The 15,510-nt window shown below is 67.2% G+C and carries 14 protein-coding genes; 3 read left to right on the top strand and 11 right to left on the bottom strand.

What is annotated here, in order from left to right; translation table 11 throughout:
* The 9 genes from AC6CH3_RS08105 to AC6CH3_RS08145 all read right to left on the bottom strand — a co-directional run bounded on the left by AC6CH3_RS08105 (position 1) and on the right by AC6CH3_RS08145 (position 9,353).
* A complete protein-coding gene (locus AC6CH3_RS08105; RefSeq protein WP_498131951.1) occupies positions 1 to 1,230 on the bottom strand; it encodes a thiolase family protein in 1,230 nt (409 codons plus the stop codon).
* Positions 1,227 to 1,697 (bottom strand): 4-carboxymuconolactone decarboxylase, encoded by a 471-nt coding sequence (pcaC, locus tag AC6CH3_RS08110; RefSeq protein ID WP_498131952.1) that lies wholly within the window; start codon positions 1,695 to 1,697, stop codon positions 1,227 to 1,229. Before pcaC ends, AC6CH3_RS08105 begins: the two co-directional genes overlap by 4 nt.
* Complete coding sequence (locus AC6CH3_RS08115) at positions 1,694 to 2,512, bottom strand: alpha/beta fold hydrolase (protein ID WP_498131953.1); 819 nt, start codon at positions 2,510 to 2,512, stop codon at positions 1,694 to 1,696. Before AC6CH3_RS08115 ends, pcaC begins: the two co-directional genes overlap by 4 nt.
* Complete coding sequence (locus AC6CH3_RS08120) at positions 2,505 to 4,004, bottom strand: lyase family protein (RefSeq protein WP_498131954.1); 1,500 nt, start codon at positions 4,002 to 4,004, stop codon at positions 2,505 to 2,507. The genes AC6CH3_RS08115 and AC6CH3_RS08120 overlap by 8 nt, the downstream gene beginning before the upstream one ends.
* A complete protein-coding gene (gene pcaG / locus AC6CH3_RS08125; RefSeq protein ID WP_498131955.1) occupies positions 4,001 to 4,582 on the bottom strand; it encodes a protocatechuate 3,4-dioxygenase subunit alpha in 582 nt (193 codons plus the stop codon). The genes AC6CH3_RS08120 and pcaG overlap by 4 nt, the downstream gene beginning before the upstream one ends.
* Complete coding sequence (pcaH, locus tag AC6CH3_RS08130; protein WP_498131956.1) at positions 4,575 to 5,477, bottom strand: protocatechuate 3,4-dioxygenase subunit beta; 903 nt, start codon at positions 5,475 to 5,477, stop codon at positions 4,575 to 4,577. The genes pcaG and pcaH overlap by 8 nt, the downstream gene beginning before the upstream one ends.
* A 12-nt stretch (positions 5,478 to 5,489) precedes the next feature.
* Positions 5,490 to 7,472, bottom strand: coding sequence for a bifunctional sugar phosphate isomerase/epimerase/4-hydroxyphenylpyruvate dioxygenase family protein (locus AC6CH3_RS08135; RefSeq protein WP_498131957.1), 1,983 nt, complete (start codon positions 7,470 to 7,472; stop codon positions 5,490 to 5,492).
* Positions 7,472 to 8,353 carry a shikimate dehydrogenase gene (locus AC6CH3_RS08140; protein WP_498131958.1) on the bottom strand — a complete coding sequence of 294 codons (882 nt, stop codon included), beginning with the start codon at positions 8,351 to 8,353 and terminating at the stop codon, positions 7,472 to 7,474. Before AC6CH3_RS08140 ends, AC6CH3_RS08135 begins: the two co-directional genes overlap by 1 nt.
* Before the next feature lie 136 nt (positions 8,354 to 8,489).
* The gene (locus AC6CH3_RS08145; protein ID WP_498131959.1) at positions 8,490 to 9,353 is read right to left on the bottom strand and encodes an IclR family transcriptional regulator; all 864 of its coding nucleotides are present in this window, start codon (positions 9,351 to 9,353) and stop codon (positions 8,490 to 8,492) included.
* A 224-nt stretch (positions 9,354 to 9,577) separates the two neighbouring features.
* Here AC6CH3_RS08145 and AC6CH3_RS08150 point away from each other — a divergent pair, with 224 nt between their 5' ends.
* The gene (locus tag AC6CH3_RS08150; RefSeq protein ID WP_498131960.1) at positions 9,578 to 10,897 is read left to right on the top strand and encodes an MFS transporter; all 1,320 of its coding nucleotides are present in this window, start codon (positions 9,578 to 9,580) and stop codon (positions 10,895 to 10,897) included.
* A gap of 107 nt (positions 10,898 to 11,004) precedes the next feature.
* Here the strand turns inward: AC6CH3_RS08150 and AC6CH3_RS08155 are convergent, their stop codons facing one another.
* Together AC6CH3_RS08155 and AC6CH3_RS08160 are read right to left on the bottom strand one after the other, a co-directional pair.
* A complete protein-coding gene (locus AC6CH3_RS08155) occupies positions 11,005 to 12,081 on the bottom strand; it encodes an ATP-dependent DNA ligase (RefSeq protein WP_498131961.1) in 1,077 nt (358 codons plus the stop codon).
* Between the two features lie 100 nt (positions 12,082 to 12,181).
* Positions 12,182 to 12,697 carry an OsmC family protein gene (locus AC6CH3_RS08160; protein ID WP_498131962.1) on the bottom strand — a complete coding sequence of 172 codons (516 nt, stop codon included), beginning with the start codon at positions 12,695 to 12,697 and terminating at the stop codon, positions 12,182 to 12,184.
* A 148-nt stretch (positions 12,698 to 12,845) separates the two neighbouring features.
* Between AC6CH3_RS08160 and AC6CH3_RS08165 the strand changes: the two genes are divergently transcribed.
* Together AC6CH3_RS08165 and AC6CH3_RS08170 are read left to right on the top strand one after the other, a co-directional pair.
* Positions 12,846 to 13,817, top strand: coding sequence for a TIGR03885 family FMN-dependent LLM class oxidoreductase (locus AC6CH3_RS08165; protein ID WP_498131963.1), 972 nt, complete (start codon positions 12,846 to 12,848; stop codon positions 13,815 to 13,817).
* Positions 13,814 to 15,508 (top strand): alpha-amylase family protein, encoded by a 1,695-nt coding sequence (locus AC6CH3_RS08170; RefSeq protein WP_498131964.1) that lies wholly within the window; start codon positions 13,814 to 13,816, stop codon positions 15,506 to 15,508. The genes AC6CH3_RS08165 and AC6CH3_RS08170 overlap by 4 nt, the downstream gene beginning before the upstream one ends.
* Positions 15,509 to 15,510: the final 2 nt, after the last annotated feature.

The raw sequence follows: 15,510 nt of genomic DNA on the forward strand, positions 1-15,510 counted from the left end.
TTAGCCCTTTCCTGTGCTGTTTCCGGAGGAAGCGGTCACGTTTTCGAGCACCACGGCCAGGCCCTGCCCGACGCCGATGCAGATCCCCGCGACGCCCCAGCGTTCACCGGAGGCCTGCAGGCTGCGGGCCAGCGTGCCCAGGATCCTGGTCCCGGACGCGCCCAGCGGGTGGCCCATGGCGATCGCGCCGCCGTGCCGGTTCACGATCGAGGAGTCGATGCCCCAGGCATTGATGCACGCCAGGGACTGGGCGGCAAACGCTTCGTTAAGTTCGACGGCGCCCACCTGGTCCCAGCCGATGCCCGCCTTCGCGAGGGCCTTGTTCGCAGCCTCCACCGGGGCGTAGCCGAAGTACTGGGGGTCGTTGGCGTGCGCGCCGCGGCCGGCGATCCGGGCCAGCGGCTCCAGGCCCAGGATCGAAGAAGCGTTCTCGGATCCGATCCAGGCCGCGGACGCGCCGTCGGACAGCGGGGACGCGTTGCCTGCGGTGACGGTGCCGCCCTCAGGCCCGCCGTTCTCGGTCCGGAACACGGTCTTCAGCCCGGCGAGCTTTTCGGCCGAGGAACCGGCGCGGATGCCTTCGTCACGCACGAGGTCCGTGCCAGGAACCGGTGCCACGAGGTTGTCATAGAACCCCTCATCCCACGCCGCCGCAGACAGGTTGTGCGAGGCCGCGGCGAACTCATCCTGCTGCGCCCGGGTCACGCCGTACTTCTCGCGCAGCCGTTCGGTGGCCTCACCCAGGGAGATGGTCCACTCCTTGGGCATCGCCTTGTTCACCAGGCGCCAGCCCAGCGTGGTGGAGGCCAGGGTCATGTCCCCGGCCGGGTAGGGCTTCTCCGTCTTGGGCAGCACCCATGGGGCACGGGACATCGACTCGGCCCCGCCCACCAGCATCAGCTCGGCGTCGCCGGCGTTGATCTGCCGGGACGCGATGATCGCCGCGTCCAGGGACGAGCCGCAGAGCCGGTTGACGGTGGTGCCCGGGATCGACACCGGCAGCCCTGCCAGCAACGTTCCCATCCGGGCGATGTTCCGGTTCTCCTCGCCCGCACCGTTGGCGTTCCCGAACACCACCTCATCGATCCGCTCCGGATCCAAACCGGGAGCACGCCTCACCGATTCCTTAATCACATGCGCGGCGAGATCATCGGGGCGGACTCCAGCGAGGCCGGAGCCGAACTTTCCAAAAGGAGTGCGCACGGCGTCGTACACAAAAGCCTGGTTCATGAATTGCTGTCCATTTCGGTGTTGTCCATTTCAGCGCGATCCAATTGCTGGAAGATCTGCTGCGCTGTCTTGAAGGCGGTGTTGGCGGAAGGAACTCCGCAGTAGATGGCGGTTTGCAGCAGGATTTCCTTGATTTCGTCCCTGCTCAAACCGTTCGTGATGGCGGCGCGGATGTGCATGGCCAGTTCTTCCCAGTGCCCGTGCGCCACCATGGCGGTGATGGTGACGGCGGAGCGCATCTGGCGCGGCAGGCCCGGACGGGTCCAGATGCCGCCCCACGCGATGCGGGTGATCATGTCCTGGAAGTCCTCGGTGAAGGAATCCATGGCGGCGTTGGCGCGGTCCACGTGCGTGTCGCCGAGCACTTCGCGCCGGACCACCATGCCGCCGTCGTAAATCTCCCGGCTGGTGGCATCCGGCTGCACAACACCGTGGCGGGCTGCGCCGGCTGCCGGGCTGCCGCTCATTTCGTTGCTCCGCGGGATTCGGTCCAGGACATGAGGCTCCGCATCAGCTCCGCCACATGGCCAGGCGCCTCAGCCGGAGCCAAGTGCGCCACGCCTTCCAGCGTGGCCGCGGAAGCGGTGCCCCCGCCGGCAGTGATTCCGGCCGCCACTTCTTCAGCGAACGACGGCGGTGCCACACCATCCAGGGCGCCAGCCACCACCTGCGTCGGAACAGTGATGCTGCCCAGCTGGTCCCGGACATCAAAGCCGGCGAGGGCCTCGCAGCAGAAGGCGTAGCTGAAGCGGTCGGCGTCGCGCAGGGCGTGCAGCAGCCTGCTGCTGAGTTCCGGTTCGCGGTCCATGAACCCGGGCGCGAACCAGCGCTCGGCAGAGCCCTGGATCATCACCGGAGTGCCCTGGCTGCGGACGGTCTCGGCGCGTTCCAGCCAGCCCTCGGGGGTGCCGAGCTTGGCGCCGGAGCACTGCACGGAGAGGCTCTTCAGCCGGTCCGCGTGCTTGATGCCCAGCTGCAGGCCGGTGGCCCCGCCCAGGGACACGCCGGCGTAGTGGAACTTCTCGCCGGGGGCAATCGAGTCGACAAGCTCGACGACGGCGTCCGCCAGGTCCGCGACGCTGAACGTCTCAGCGGCGGCTGGAGAGACGCCGTGCCCGGGAAGGTCCCAGGCTGCGACGTCGTACTCGTTGCCAAGGAGTGAACCGGTCTGGGCCCACAGCATCGAGGATGTGCCGAGCGACGGTCCGACAATCAGGAGCGGTTTGTCCCCCAGCGTTCGCTGGGGGGAAAGCAGCACTGCCTTCACTGCTGGTTTAGCCACGGGAATCTCCGTTTCCGTCTGTTTCGGTTGAAGTAGGCGCAAAGTCCGGGTAGGCGGCCAGGATCCGCCGCGAAATCTCCGCCGCCTGGCCGAGGTAGCTGGCAGGGTTGAGTAGTTCCTCCAACCGGGCGTCGGAGAGCCGGTCCGCCGGGACGGCCTCGCGGAGGAGCCGCCGGTAGGTGTCCGCCTGTTCCGCCGCAGGGGCCTGCAGGGTCCGGTCGACGACGGCCTGCAGCTGCTGCTTTCCGTCCACCCCGGATCCGTCCACGCCGGATCCTTCAGCGCCGGTTCCGCCAGCGGGAAGAAGCGGTGCCACCGCGGCGGACACGCCCTCACTCAGGAGCAGGGGCCCGGACAGGTCCAGGTTGCGGCGCATGCCCTCCGGGAAGACCTGCAGCCCTTCGGCCAGTTCGCGGACGTGGCCGGCGGCACCCAGGGCCAGGGCGAGCAGCTGGCGCAGAGCAGGCCATTCGCTGTGCCAGGCACCGTCGGGGCGTTCGTCGTTGAAGATGGCCGCGGCAAGGTGCAGCTGGGCGGCCAGGGCGGGGGCCTGGAGAGCGGCACTGCGGACCAGCACGGACAGCACCGGGTTCTGTTTCTGCGGCATGGCGGAGGAAACTCCGCGGCCAGGAGCCCGGGGCTCGGCCACTTCGGCCACCTCGGGTCGGCTCAGGAACAGCACGTCCGCGGCCATCTTGCCGGACGCGTCCACCACGGCAGCCAGCGCGTCCCCCAGCGAGGTGACGGCGAGCCGGTTGGTGTGCCACGGCGCCGGTGCGGCAGCGAGTCCCAGCTGGCCGGCAAGATCGTCCGACAAGCGGAACGGGTCCGTGGCCGAGCCGGAGGCCAGCACGGTGCCCGCGGCCAGCGTTCCGGCCGCGCCGCCGGTCTGCACCGGCAGGTTCAGTGCCTCGAGCCTGCGGGCCGCGGCGGCCAGCCCGGAGAACCACTGGGCTGCCTTGAGCCCGAACGTGAACGGCAGCGAATGCTGCGTCAGGCTCCTGCCCACGCACAGCGTCTCCGCATGCTGCTCTGCCAGGCGGGCGAGCGCCGCCGTCGTGCCTTTCACGTCCGCGAGCAGCGCCCCAACGGTGTTGCGGGCCACCAGCATGAGGGCCGTATCCAGCACGTCCTGGCTGGTGAGCGAGGTGTGGACGGCGCGCAGCGCACCAACACCCTCCGTGTCCACGGCCTTGACCTGGGCGCGGAGGTCCGCCAGCAACGGAATGACCGGGTTGCCGCCGCCCTGCGCCCGCCGGGCAATATCGGCAGGATCGTACCGGGAGGCGTCGGCCGCGTGGGCCACGACGGCGGCGGAGCCGGCGGGAGCGAGATCGTGCTTTTCCAGCACCGCGGCCCAGCCGGCCTCGACGGCCAGGATAGCCGCCAGGACGGCGCGGTCGCCTGTCAGCGCCGCCACGAGAGGCGACGCCGAGACGGGACTGAGCAGCCCGACGTCGCCATAGCCGGCGGCTGGCTGGAAGGTGGTCATTGTGCGGTGCCCCCGATTCCGGTTCCCTCGAAGTCGAGGAAGACGGTTTCGCCATCGCCCTGGAGGCGGATGTCGAAGGTGAGGCCGCCATCTGCGTCGCGGCGGGCAATCAGGGTCTTGCGGCGTTCGGGGTCCAGCGAGGACAGCAGCGGGTCAGCGGCCAGCGCTTCCTCGTTCTCCGGCAGGTAAATCCGTGTGAAGAGGCGGTTCATGAGGCCGCGGGCAAAGACGGCGACGGAGATAAACGCAGCCGCCCCTGGTGCCGTAGAGCCCGGATTCACGGTGGTGAAGGTGTACATCCCGGTGTTGCCGACGGCGCTGCGTCCCCAGCCGGTGAACGTGTAGCCGTCGCGGACCAGGGAGCCGGTCTTGCTGACGATGTTGCCCTCGGAGTCCGGCTGCCAGATTTCCAGGATGGCGTCCGGGATGGGGTGCCCGGCGCCGTCGTACACGGTGCCCTGCAGGCGGATGGAGCCCGGGGAGCCCGGCGCCAGCAGTTCGCGGTCCTTCTCGTAGGGCAGCGCATAGCCGTAGAACGGGCCCACGGTCTGTGCGGGAGTTGCGGTGAGTTTACTCATGGTCGTCGCCTTCCGCGCCCAGTGCCTCGTTTTCGGTCCAGGTCCGCTTGGAGCCCGTCAGGACGATGTCCCAGTTGTAGCCGAGCGCCCATTCGGGCTGGGTCAGGTCGTGGTCGTAAGTGGCCACGAGGCGGTCGCGGGCATCCTGGTCCACGATCGACTGGTAAATCGGGTCCAGCGGGAAGAGCTGGTCGCCCGGGAAGTACATCTGCGTGACGATCCGCTGGGTGAACTCCGTGCCGAACAGCGAGAAGTGGATATGCGCGGGCCGCCAGGCGTTGAGGTGGTTTTTCCACGGGTAGGCGCCGGGCTTGATCGTGGTGAAGCGGTAGGAGCCGTCCGGGCCGGTGATGCAGCGGCCCACCCCGGTGAAGTTGGGGTCCAGCGGTGCAGGGTGCTGGTCGCGCTTGTGGATGTAGCGGCCGGAAGAGTTGGCCTGCCAAATTTCCACCAGCTGGCCAGCCACGGGACGGCCGTCGCCGTCCAGCACACGGCCCGCGACGATGATGCGTTCGCCCTGCGGCTCGCCGTTGTGCTGAATGGTCAGGTCCGACTCCAGGGCGTGCACGTCCTGGTGGCCGAACGCCGGGGAATGCAGCTCGATGGTCTCCGGGTCCGCATGGTGCAGGCTCTTTGTGGGGTGGCGCAGGATGCTGCTGCGGTAGGGCGCAAAGTCCAGCCGCGGCTGGGTTTCCTTCGGCGCACCGTTTTTCAGGGCCTCGGCGTAGGCCTCTCCGAGCGCCTTGATCTCGGCGCTGAGGTCCTGCTGGGTTTCGACGCGGGGCGCCGGAGCCGGAGCAGGGACGGCCGGCTTGTGCAGATCGGTCACTGCGTCGGCGGGTTCCTCGGTGAGCACGTCAGCGTTGTACGTCTCAAGATTCACGTCTTCAGGCACAGCAGCCTCCTTTCAATGGGTGGCGGAACGGGTTGAACCGGTCAGTTGGTGCAGGTGGTCGTACTGGACGGCATGGCGCACCGGGGCGTTAGGTGCCCCATATCCGTCATAGCTGCCGCGGCGTTCGACCATTTCGAAGAACACGCTGCCCACCGTGGCGGTGTAGAAGTGCAGGAACTCACCGTCCCCATCACGGTCGTAAAGCAGGTTCAGGTCCCGGAGTGTGTCCAGGAATCCGGGATCGAGGTCGAAGCGGGCGTCCAGGTCCTCGTAGTAATTCGGCGGGATCTGCAGGAAGTCCAGGCCGCTCTCGCGGGCGGCACGGGCCGTGGCCACCAGGTCATCCACGGCGAACGCGATGTGCTCCTGGTAGGTCTTGTGCCGGGTCCCGTCCTGCTGGATGAGCGGGGCAAGGTTCAGCACGAGCCGCACCGCCCGGTCCGAGGTCTGCATGACCTGTGAGCGGACCAGCCCGCTGGGGCTCGCCACTTCCGCGTATGGCTGCGGTTCCAGGGCGAGGGCGCTGGTGTAGAAGAGGACGGCCTCGTCGAAGTGCTGCCAGGGCTGGGCCAGGTTGATGTGGTCGATCACAGCGCCCGGCCCTCCGGATGCGGCCTCCATTGCTTCCCCGAATTCACTGAGCTTCCCAAATGCACACGGCTTCCCGAATTCACTGGTCCAGGCGGCGGTGCCATTCGGGCTGCCCTGACACAGGAAGATCTCCGTGGAATCCGGCGCGACGAAGCCCTGGAACACCTCCTCGTTGGCCTGGCTCTTGCGCGGCACCACCGGAGCCTTGAGCTGCTGGGCGCGGGCCGACGCAATCACGGGCGAATCGACGTCGAACCCCACCGCTGCAATGGCCGGCGCAGCGGAGCCCGCCGGGGCCTGTTCGTTGATGATCACCCGGGCCTGGCCCATGGTCCACAACTGCACGTCCTTGGTGCGGTGCCGGCCCTTGAACTCGAAGCCAAGCTGGCCCAGCACGGTTTCCAGGGCTTCGGTGTCCGCTGCCTTGACCTCGGCGAAGTTGAAGCCTGCCGGTTCGGCCACCTGCGGAAGCGTTGCCAGTTCCATGGGATAACGACGGCGGGCAGGGGCCGAAGGACCACCAGCAACAGTGCCCGCGGCGCCGTTGGCGGCGTGGGCACCGTGCGGCGCCGAGGCAGTATTCGCCTCGAGCCATTTGGCGCTCTGTTCCTCCAGCCAGATCAGCGAGCGCATGGCGTCCACGGCGGTGCGTTCGACGTCGGACTGGCGGAAGACGTCGTTGAAAACCTCAAGGGAGACCGGCCCGGAGTATCCGGCTCGGACCACGTGGCCCATGAACTTGGCGAGCGCAAACTGGCCCTCGCCCGGGAACACGCGGTAGTGGCGGCTCCAGGACAGCACGTCCATGGAGAGCTTGGGGGCGTCCGCCACCTGGACGAAGAAGATTTTGTCCGGGTTGATGTCCTCGATGGCGGCTGTGTCCCAGTCACGGGACAGGATGTGGAAGGAGTCCAGGCAGGTGCCGAGGTTGGGGTGGTCCACCATGTCCACGAGGCGGTGCGCGTGCTCGTAGTCGTTGACGTACTTGCCCCAGGCGAGTGCCTCGTACGCCACCCTGACGCCGTGCTCGCCCGCCAGGTCCGCGAGCGCGGCGAGCTGTTCGGCGCGGAGCCCGTCGTCGTCGATGGTTGCGGTGGCGACGTTGGAACAGACCAGCACGGTGTCCATGCCCAGCCGGGACATCAGCCTGAACTTGGCGCCGGCGCGGCGCAGGTTGGCGGCCAGCAGGTCCCCGGGAACGCTGTCAAAGTCGCGGAACGGCTGGTACAGGTCGAGGGTGAGGCCCAGGTCGGCGGCCATCGCGCGGACGTCCTCCGGGTTCAACGGGGATGTCACGAGATCCTGCTCGAAGATTTCAATGCCATCGAAACCCGCAATGGCGCAGGCCTGCATCTTTTCCTTGAGGGTGCCGGACAGGCAGACGGTGGCGATGCCGGTGCGCATCAGACAGCCACCTCTTCCGCGGCAATGAGCTCCAGGAAATGGGCCCGCATGCGTTCGGCGTCGGCTTCGAGGCCCGTGAAGATCCGGAACGCGTCGGCGGCCTGGCCCACCGCCATGCGTCCTCCATCGAGCACGTCGCAGCCTTTGCCGCGGGCCTCGCGGACCAGTTCAGTTTCGATGGGCCGGTAGACGATGTCTGCCACCCAGTGGCGCGGTTCCACGAGTGCAACGTCCAGCGGGGTGCCGGGGTGGGCGGCCATGCCCACGGGCGTGCAGTGCACCAGGCCGTCGGCCCGGGGCATGAGCTGCGGCAGCGCCGCCGTCGTATGCCCCGCGATGGCCCGGTCCGGGAAGAATGCGGACAGTTCGGCGGCCCGTTCGGCGCTCCGCGCCCGGTCCATGTCCACGAGGTCCAGCGTCTGGACGCCGGCAGTGAGAAGGGCGTAGGCGACGGCGGAGCCGGCACCACCGGCTCCCAGCTGGACCACGCGGTCCAGTTTGGCGTGCGGAAGGCCGGTGGCGAGGGCGGCGGCAAAGCCGGAGAAGTCGGTGTTGTGGCCGATGAAGCGTCCGTCCTGGATGACCACGGTGTTTACGGCGCCCAGCTTTTCCGCGTCGGGGGTGATCTCGTCCAGGTGCTTCAAAACCAGCTGCTTGCACGGATGCGTGATGTTCAGGCCGTTGAAGCCCATGCGGGAGGCGCTCTGCAGCAGGTCGCCGATGGATGTGGCGGGCAGGTCCAGCTCCAGGAGATCAATGGGGCGGTACAGGTAGCGCAGCCCCTGGACGTCGCCTTCGCGTTCATGCATGTGGGGTGAGAGGGACGGCACCACGCCATCACCGACCAGTCCCACGAGGTAGGACTCAGTTCGATTGCTCATGCGTGCGGCTCCTTTGACAACGGCACACGGCCTGCATGGACGCGGGACGCGCCGGCCGACCGGGTGATAGGGATTACGGTACAGCAAAAGTTCATATGATGCACTCTTGTTCTAGATACGAACATCGGGCGGGACATCAGCGCTGGGGCAACCTGGCGGCCAGCTCCGCCGCGGCGTCCTGCAGCAGCGGAACGAGCGCCACCAGCGCCTCCAGGCTGAGGCGGAACACCGGAACAGCAGTGGCCAGCGAGGCGAAGGCAACACCCTGGGAATTGAAGACCGGCACGGCCACGGCGCGCATGCCGAGCTCGTTTTCCTCGTCCATGACCGCGTATCCCTGGCGCCGGACCTTGTCGATTTCGGCCCGGAATTCGGCACGGCCGGTGATCGAGGCAGCCGTCAGCGGCTCCAGCGGAAGCTCCTCCAGAAGCCGCTCCCGCTCGGAGTCCTCGGCGAAGGCGACCAGCGCCTTGCCCACGGAGGTGGTGTGGAGGGCGCCGAGATGGCCGGGGTCGCTGGTGACGCGGAAGGTCTGCGGGCCGTCCACCTTGTTCACGGTGAGGTGGTGGAAGCCGTCCCGGACGGACAGGATCGTGGCCTCCCGCGTCTCCTCCGTCACGCGGCGCAGGATAGGCAGCGCGGTCCCGGCAAACCCGTGGTGGTTGGAGACCCGCTGGCCGAGCTGGAAAATCCGCAAGCCGAGGTGGTAGCGCCGGCCGTCCGGCTCATAGTCAACGAAGCCGTCGCGGGTCAGCGATCCCAGGAGCCGGTAGGTGGTGCTGAAGGGAAGTTCCGCCCGGCGGGAAAGCTCGGAGGCGCTGGCGCCCCGCGGCTCGTCGCCCAGCAGGACCAGCAGCCCCAGGGCCTTGCCCACCATGTCGGTCCGGGAATCGTCCTTCGTGGATTTTGCCGCCTTTCCCTGCAGGTCCGGCCCTTCAGCCGATGCTTCTTGCGGGGACTGGATTCCGGAGTCGTTGCCTGTGGCTTCTTTCACACTCATACCTCGATGTTGCCACAATGTGAGAGCGATTTCTAGATCGTGAATAACTTTCTTGACAGGTGACTGCGCTCACAGCCATAGTTGCTGTATCGCACAAGTAGCTTCCACCATGTGGCTACCAGTCCGGGTCTTTAAGGACCTCCAGCCACCCTTCGCCAACCATGGACGGCGGCTGCGACCTTCCCGATACATCTGCGACAATGTCGTCACACTGAAGGAACTCCATGAGCCAGATACTCCCGTCCACCACGCCGGAAGCTGTTGCCCCGGCCGGGACCCCAAAGAAAGCTGCCCTTGCCAGCTTCCTCGGCAGCGCAGTCGAGTACTACGACTTCTTCATCTTCGGCTCCGCAGCCGCCCTGATCTTCCCCACGGTCTTCTTCCCGAATGCTGACGCCAATGCCGCGATCATGTCCTTCGCCACCTTCGGCTTCGCTTACGTGGCACGCCCGGTCGGCGCCGTCGTGCTGGGCCACTTCGGTGACCGCGTGGGCCGGCAGAAGGTCCTGATGTTCACACTGCTGCTCATGGGTGCCTCCACCTTCCTGATCGGCTGCCTTCCTGACTTCAACACTGTCGGCTGGTGGGCCCCGGCCCTGCTGGTGCTTGCCCGCCTCTGCCAGGGACTGTCCGCTGCCGGCGAGCAGGCCGGAGCTTCCTCAATGACGCTCGAGCACGCTCCGGACAACCGCCGTTCCTTCTTTACCTCCTGGACCCTCACCGGCACCCAGGGAGGGCAGATCCTCGCCGCCCTCGTCTTCATCCCGGTCCTCGCACTGCCCGACGAGATCAAGTACGGCATCGGCTGGCGCATTCCGTTCTGGCTTAGCGCTGTAGTGGTCGTCGTTGCCTTCTTCATCCGGCGCACCCTGCACGAGCCCCCGGCCTTCGAGGAAGCGCAGAAGTCGGCCCAGATCGCCAAGCTTCCCGTTGCCGACCTGCTGAAGACCCACTGGCGCGACGTCCTTCGCGTCATCTGCTGCGCCTTCATCGCTGCCGTCTCCACCGTGTTCGGCACGCTGGCCATCAGCTACGCCAAGACCGTCGCCGGCGTGGACGGCACCACCACCCTGTGGCTTGTTGTCGGCGCCAACCTCGTGGCCCTGGGCACGCAGCCGCTGTTCGGCAGGCTCGCCGACAAGATCGGCCGCAAGCCCGTCTTCATCTACGGTGCACTCTCCAGCGCCGTCCTCACCCCGGTCTTCCTGATCAGCCTCGAGTCGGGCAGCGTCCCGCTGATGTTCCTGGCGGCCATCGGCTTCTTCTCCTGCGGCTACGCGGCCTCGAACGCTGTCTGGCCGTCCTTCTACGCCGAGATGTTCAGCACCAAGGTCCGGTTCTCCGGCCTGGCCATCGGTACCCAGCTGGGCTTCCTGATGGCAGGCTTCGCACCGGCGATCGTGGCGGCCATGGGCGGCATCAGGCCCGGAGGCTGGGTCCAGATCAGCATCTTCACCGCAGTGATCTGCGCGGTTGCGGCCATCTCCGCCATGACAGCCAAGGAAACCTTCAGGGTTCCCACTCAGCAGCTCGGCCTCAAGTAACCCGACCGGCGCAGGTGCGTCCCGCCGTCGTGACCCCGTTTGCCTGCCACAAGCCCCACGACACGGCGAGTCCCCCGCCTAATCGGCCGGCTTAGCTTCAAAGAAGGTCACGACGGCGGCCCTGCCAGCACCTCTGCCAGATCGAACTTCACCGGCTCCTCCAGCTGCTCATACGTGCACGACTCCGGTTCGCGGTCCGGGCGCCAGCGGACAAACTGCGCCGTGTGCCGGAACCGCTCGCCCTCCATGTGGTCGTACTTCACTTCCAGCACCCGTTCCGGGCGCAGTGGAGTGAAGGACAGGTCCTTTCCCGCGCTCCAGCGGCTGCCCTCGGCGTTACGCGGCGTGCGGGTCCCTTCCTCCTGCTTGGCCCAAGCCCACGGGTGGTGGTCGAAGTCCGTGACCAGCGGCTGCAGCTCCTCGAAAAGCTCCTTCCGCCGCTGCATGGGCAAGGCGCCCACCACCCCTACGCTGGCCAGTTCGCCGTCGGGCCTGTACAGGCCCAGCAGCAGGGATCCGATGGCAGCCGGGCCGCTCTTGTGCAGCCGGTACCCGGCCAGGACGCAGTCTGCCGTGCGTTCATGCTTGACCTTGAACATGACCCGCTTGTCCGGCTGGTACACGCCGTTGAGGGGTTTGGCGATGATCCCGTCGAGGCCTGCGCCTTCAAACTGGTGGAACCATGTTCCGGCCAGCTCCCGGTCCTGCGTGGCGGCGGTCAGGTGCACCGGCGCGCTGGCGGCGGTGAAGACCTCCTCCAAGGCTGCGCGGCGCTCCACGAAGGGCCTGCCGCTGAAGTCCTCATCGCCCAGTGCCAGCAGATCAAAGGCCACGAACCTGGCGGGCGTCTGCTGGGACAACAGTTTCACGCGGCTCGCGGCCGGATGGATCCGCTGCTGCAGGGCATCGAAGTCGAGCCGGTCCCCGGAAGCGCCCACCAGCACGATCTCGCCATCGAGCACGCATTTTGGCGGCAGGTTCGCCTTCAGAGCCTCCACGAGCTCGGGGAAGTAGCGCGTCATGGGCTTTTCGTTGCGGCTGCCGATCTCCAGGTCGTCGCCGTCGCGGAAGATGATGGACCGGAACCCGTCCCACTTTGGCTCGTAGCTCATGGCCCCGTCCGGGATGGCGGCCACCGATTTGGCGAGCATCGGAGAAACGGGAGGCATGACCGGCAGCTGCATAGGGCCCATTCTTACCCCGGGGCCGCTCCCGCGCCACCCCCTCCGTGGCAACCGGCCGGTTGCCTATGGGGCAGCGAGCGGTGGCAAGGCCTACGCCGGATCAGCCGATGTCCACCCGGAGTTCCACGGGGACGGCACGCCTCACGGCATCGTCAACGGGGCAATGGGCCACGCCCCAGCTGATGATCGCGCGCAGTGTCTCCACGTCAACGCCGGCGGCAGCTGCCCGAACGGCAACCCCGGCGCTGATCGGCCCCGCGGGGATGTCTGCTGCAATCCCCAGGATGCCCCGATCGTCAGACTCGCTGTCCACCGTGACCTCCAGCCGGTCCAGGGTGATCCCCGATTCTGCTGCCCGCATCGCAATGAGCGTGGCCACGCAGGACGCGTAGGCCGCGCGTAAAAGCCAGCCCGGGGACGGAGCGGTCCCGCCGCCGCCCACGCCCGCGACCATGTCCGTCACGGTGGAGGCGCCGTCGACGCCGGTTATCTTTATCCGCAGGCCGTCTTCAACCACAGCCGTGGCAGCACTGTCCCGGTACCGCGCCTCTTCGGGGTTGGCGGTGAGATATTCGCGCGCAGCCCCTATGGCGGTGGCTATTTTGTCCTGTCCCATGGGTAGCGCCTCCGTTTGCTCCTCGCGCCGCCGTTCAGCGGACGGCCGTGTAATCGCATGTGCCCCTGCCGGATAGGTTAGAGCTGAATGGGGAGCGCGGCCAGAGGTGGCCCTCGACACTGGCAGCGGCCCCCGGTAGACATTAACGATGGCAGCCATCGGTTTTCACGCATCGCATGAACAGATCAGCCCGGGACAGCTCCTGAAGGATGTCCAGCACGCAGAGGAGGCCGGCTTCGACGCCGCCATGTGCTCGGACCACATCGAACCCTGGTCCGCGCGGCAGGGGCATTCCGGATTCGCCTGGTCCTGGCTGGGGGCGGCGCTGGCAACTACGAGGTTGCGGTTCGGAGTGGTCAACGCACCGGGCCAGCGCTACCACCCCGCCATCATCGCCCACGCCTCAGCCACCCTGGCCTCGATGTTCCCGGAGCGGTTCTGGGTGGCTCTGGGCAGCGGGGAGAACATGAACGAGCACATCACCGGGGACCCGTGGCCGCTGAAGGAGACCCGCCAGCAGCGCCTGGAAGAGTGTGTCAGCGTCATCCGTCGCCTGCACGCCGGCGAGGAGGTCACCCACCATGGGCTGGTCACGGTGGAGCAGGCGCGGATCTGGGATGTTCCGGAGCCCCCGCCGCAGCTCATCGCCCCGGCCGTCAGCGTGGAGACGGCCCGACGCTCCGCGGCATGGGCGGACGGGCTGGTCACCGTGAATCAGCCCCATGACAAGCTCCGCGAGATGCTCAGCGCGTACCTGGACCACGGCGGCCGGGGCAAAGCGATCCTGCAGGTCCACCTGTCCTGGGCCCCCACGGAGGAGGATGCCGTGGCCATTGCCGGCGACCAGTGGCGGTCCAATGTTTTCGCCCCGCCCATCCCCTGGGATTTGCCCACCGCCGCCCACTTCGACGGGGTCAGCGCAGAGGTGGGCGAGGAACAGCTCCGCAAATCGGTGAACATCTCCGCCAGCCTGGACCAGCACGCCGAGTGGCTCGGAGAATACGCGGACCTCGGCTTCGACGAGCTGTATCTCCACTTCGTGGGCCAGCAGCAGGCTCCGTTCATCGAGGCGTTCGCCGGCAAGGTGTTGCCACAGCTGAGGGAGGTGCGCGCCGCATGAAAATCGCAGCGACCTCGGACCTGTGGTGGAAGGACGCCGTCATTTACTGCCTCGACGTCGAGACCTTTTTCGACGACGACGGCGACGGCACCGGCGATTTCGCCGGACTCACCCAGCGTGTGGACTACCTCGCGGCGCTGGGGGTGAGCTGCATCTGGCTCATGCCGTTCTACCCGTCGCCCGACCGGGACGACGGCTACGACGTCACCGATTTCTTCAGCGTGGACAGCCGGCTGGGCACCATGGGCGATCTGGTGGAGTTCATCCGCACGGCAAAGGACCGCGGCATCCGGGTGATCGCGGACTTCGTGGTCAACCACACCTCGAACCAGCATCCGTGGTTCCTGGAAGCCCGGAAGTCCGTGGACAACCCGTACCGCGACTTCTATGTCTGGCGCAAGGACACCCCGCCGGATACCTCATCGGAAGTGGTGTTCCCGGGGGAACAGACGTCCATCTGGACCCAGGATGACGCCACCGGCGAGTGGTACCTGCACATGTTCAACGACCACCAGCCGGACCTTAACGTCACCAACCCCAAGGTCCGGAACGAGATCGCCAAGGCCATGGGCCTGTGGCTGGAGCTGGGCCTGGAGGGTTTCCGGCTCGACGCCGTGCCGTTCTTCCTGGAAACCCGCGGGCAGCCCAAAGATGAGGCCGCCAACATTGATCCGCACGATTACCTGTCCGCCCTGCGCAGTTTCCTCGGCCGGCGCAACGGCAGCGCGGTGCTGCTGGGCGAGGTGAACCTGCCGTACAAGGAGCAGCTGGAGTACTTCGGCGGGGCCGAGGGCAACGAGCTGAACATGCAGTTCGACTTCATGTCCATGCAGCACCTTTACCTTTCGCTGGCACGGAAGGATGCCCGGCCGCTGGCGGAGACGCTGAAGGCCCGGCCGCCGCTGAATCCGGACAACCAGTGGGCGATGTTTGTCCGCAACCATGACGAGCTGACCCTGGACAAGCTCAGTGACGGCGAGCGGGAGGAGGTCTTTGCCGCGTTCGGCCCGGAGAAGAACATGCAGGTATATGGTCGGGGCCTCCGGCGCAGGCTGCCGCCGATGCTGGGCGGCGACGCCGGCCGGATCCGGATGGTCTACTCGCTGATGTTCTCGCTGCCGGGCACGCCCGTGCTGTACTACGGCGAAGAAATCGGGATGGGTGAGGACCTGCGGCAGAAAAGCCGGGCTGCCGTCCGGACGCCCATGCAATGGACCAGCGAGAAGAACGGCGGGTTCTCGGATGCCAAGGCCTCCGACCTGATGGCTCCTGTGGTGCGGGGGGACTTCGGTCCGGACAACGTCAACGCGGCGGCTGCCAAGCGCGACCCCGAGTCACTGTGGAACTTCATGGCCACCCTCATCCAGCGCTACCGCGAATGCCCCGAACTGGGCTGGGGAGAGTTCGCCGTCATCGACCAGCCCGAGCCGGCAGTCTTCGCGCACACCTGCAGCTCGGCCGGGACCACCCTGGTGCTGCTGCACAACTTCAGCGAGGACACCGTAAAGGTCAGCGGGAACGTGGTGCCCAAGGATGGCCCGCCCAGGGCCTTCAAGAGCGCGTTCCTGATGGACCTGCTCGACGGCGGCAACGAAGACCTGGAGCCCGACGGCGGGTTCACCGTTGAACTGGGTCGCTACGGCTACCGCTGGTTCCGCGTGCACAGGCCGGGCGACAGGCCGGCTCCCTGACC

Source organism: Arthrobacter sp. GQ119 (assembly GCF_059759125.1).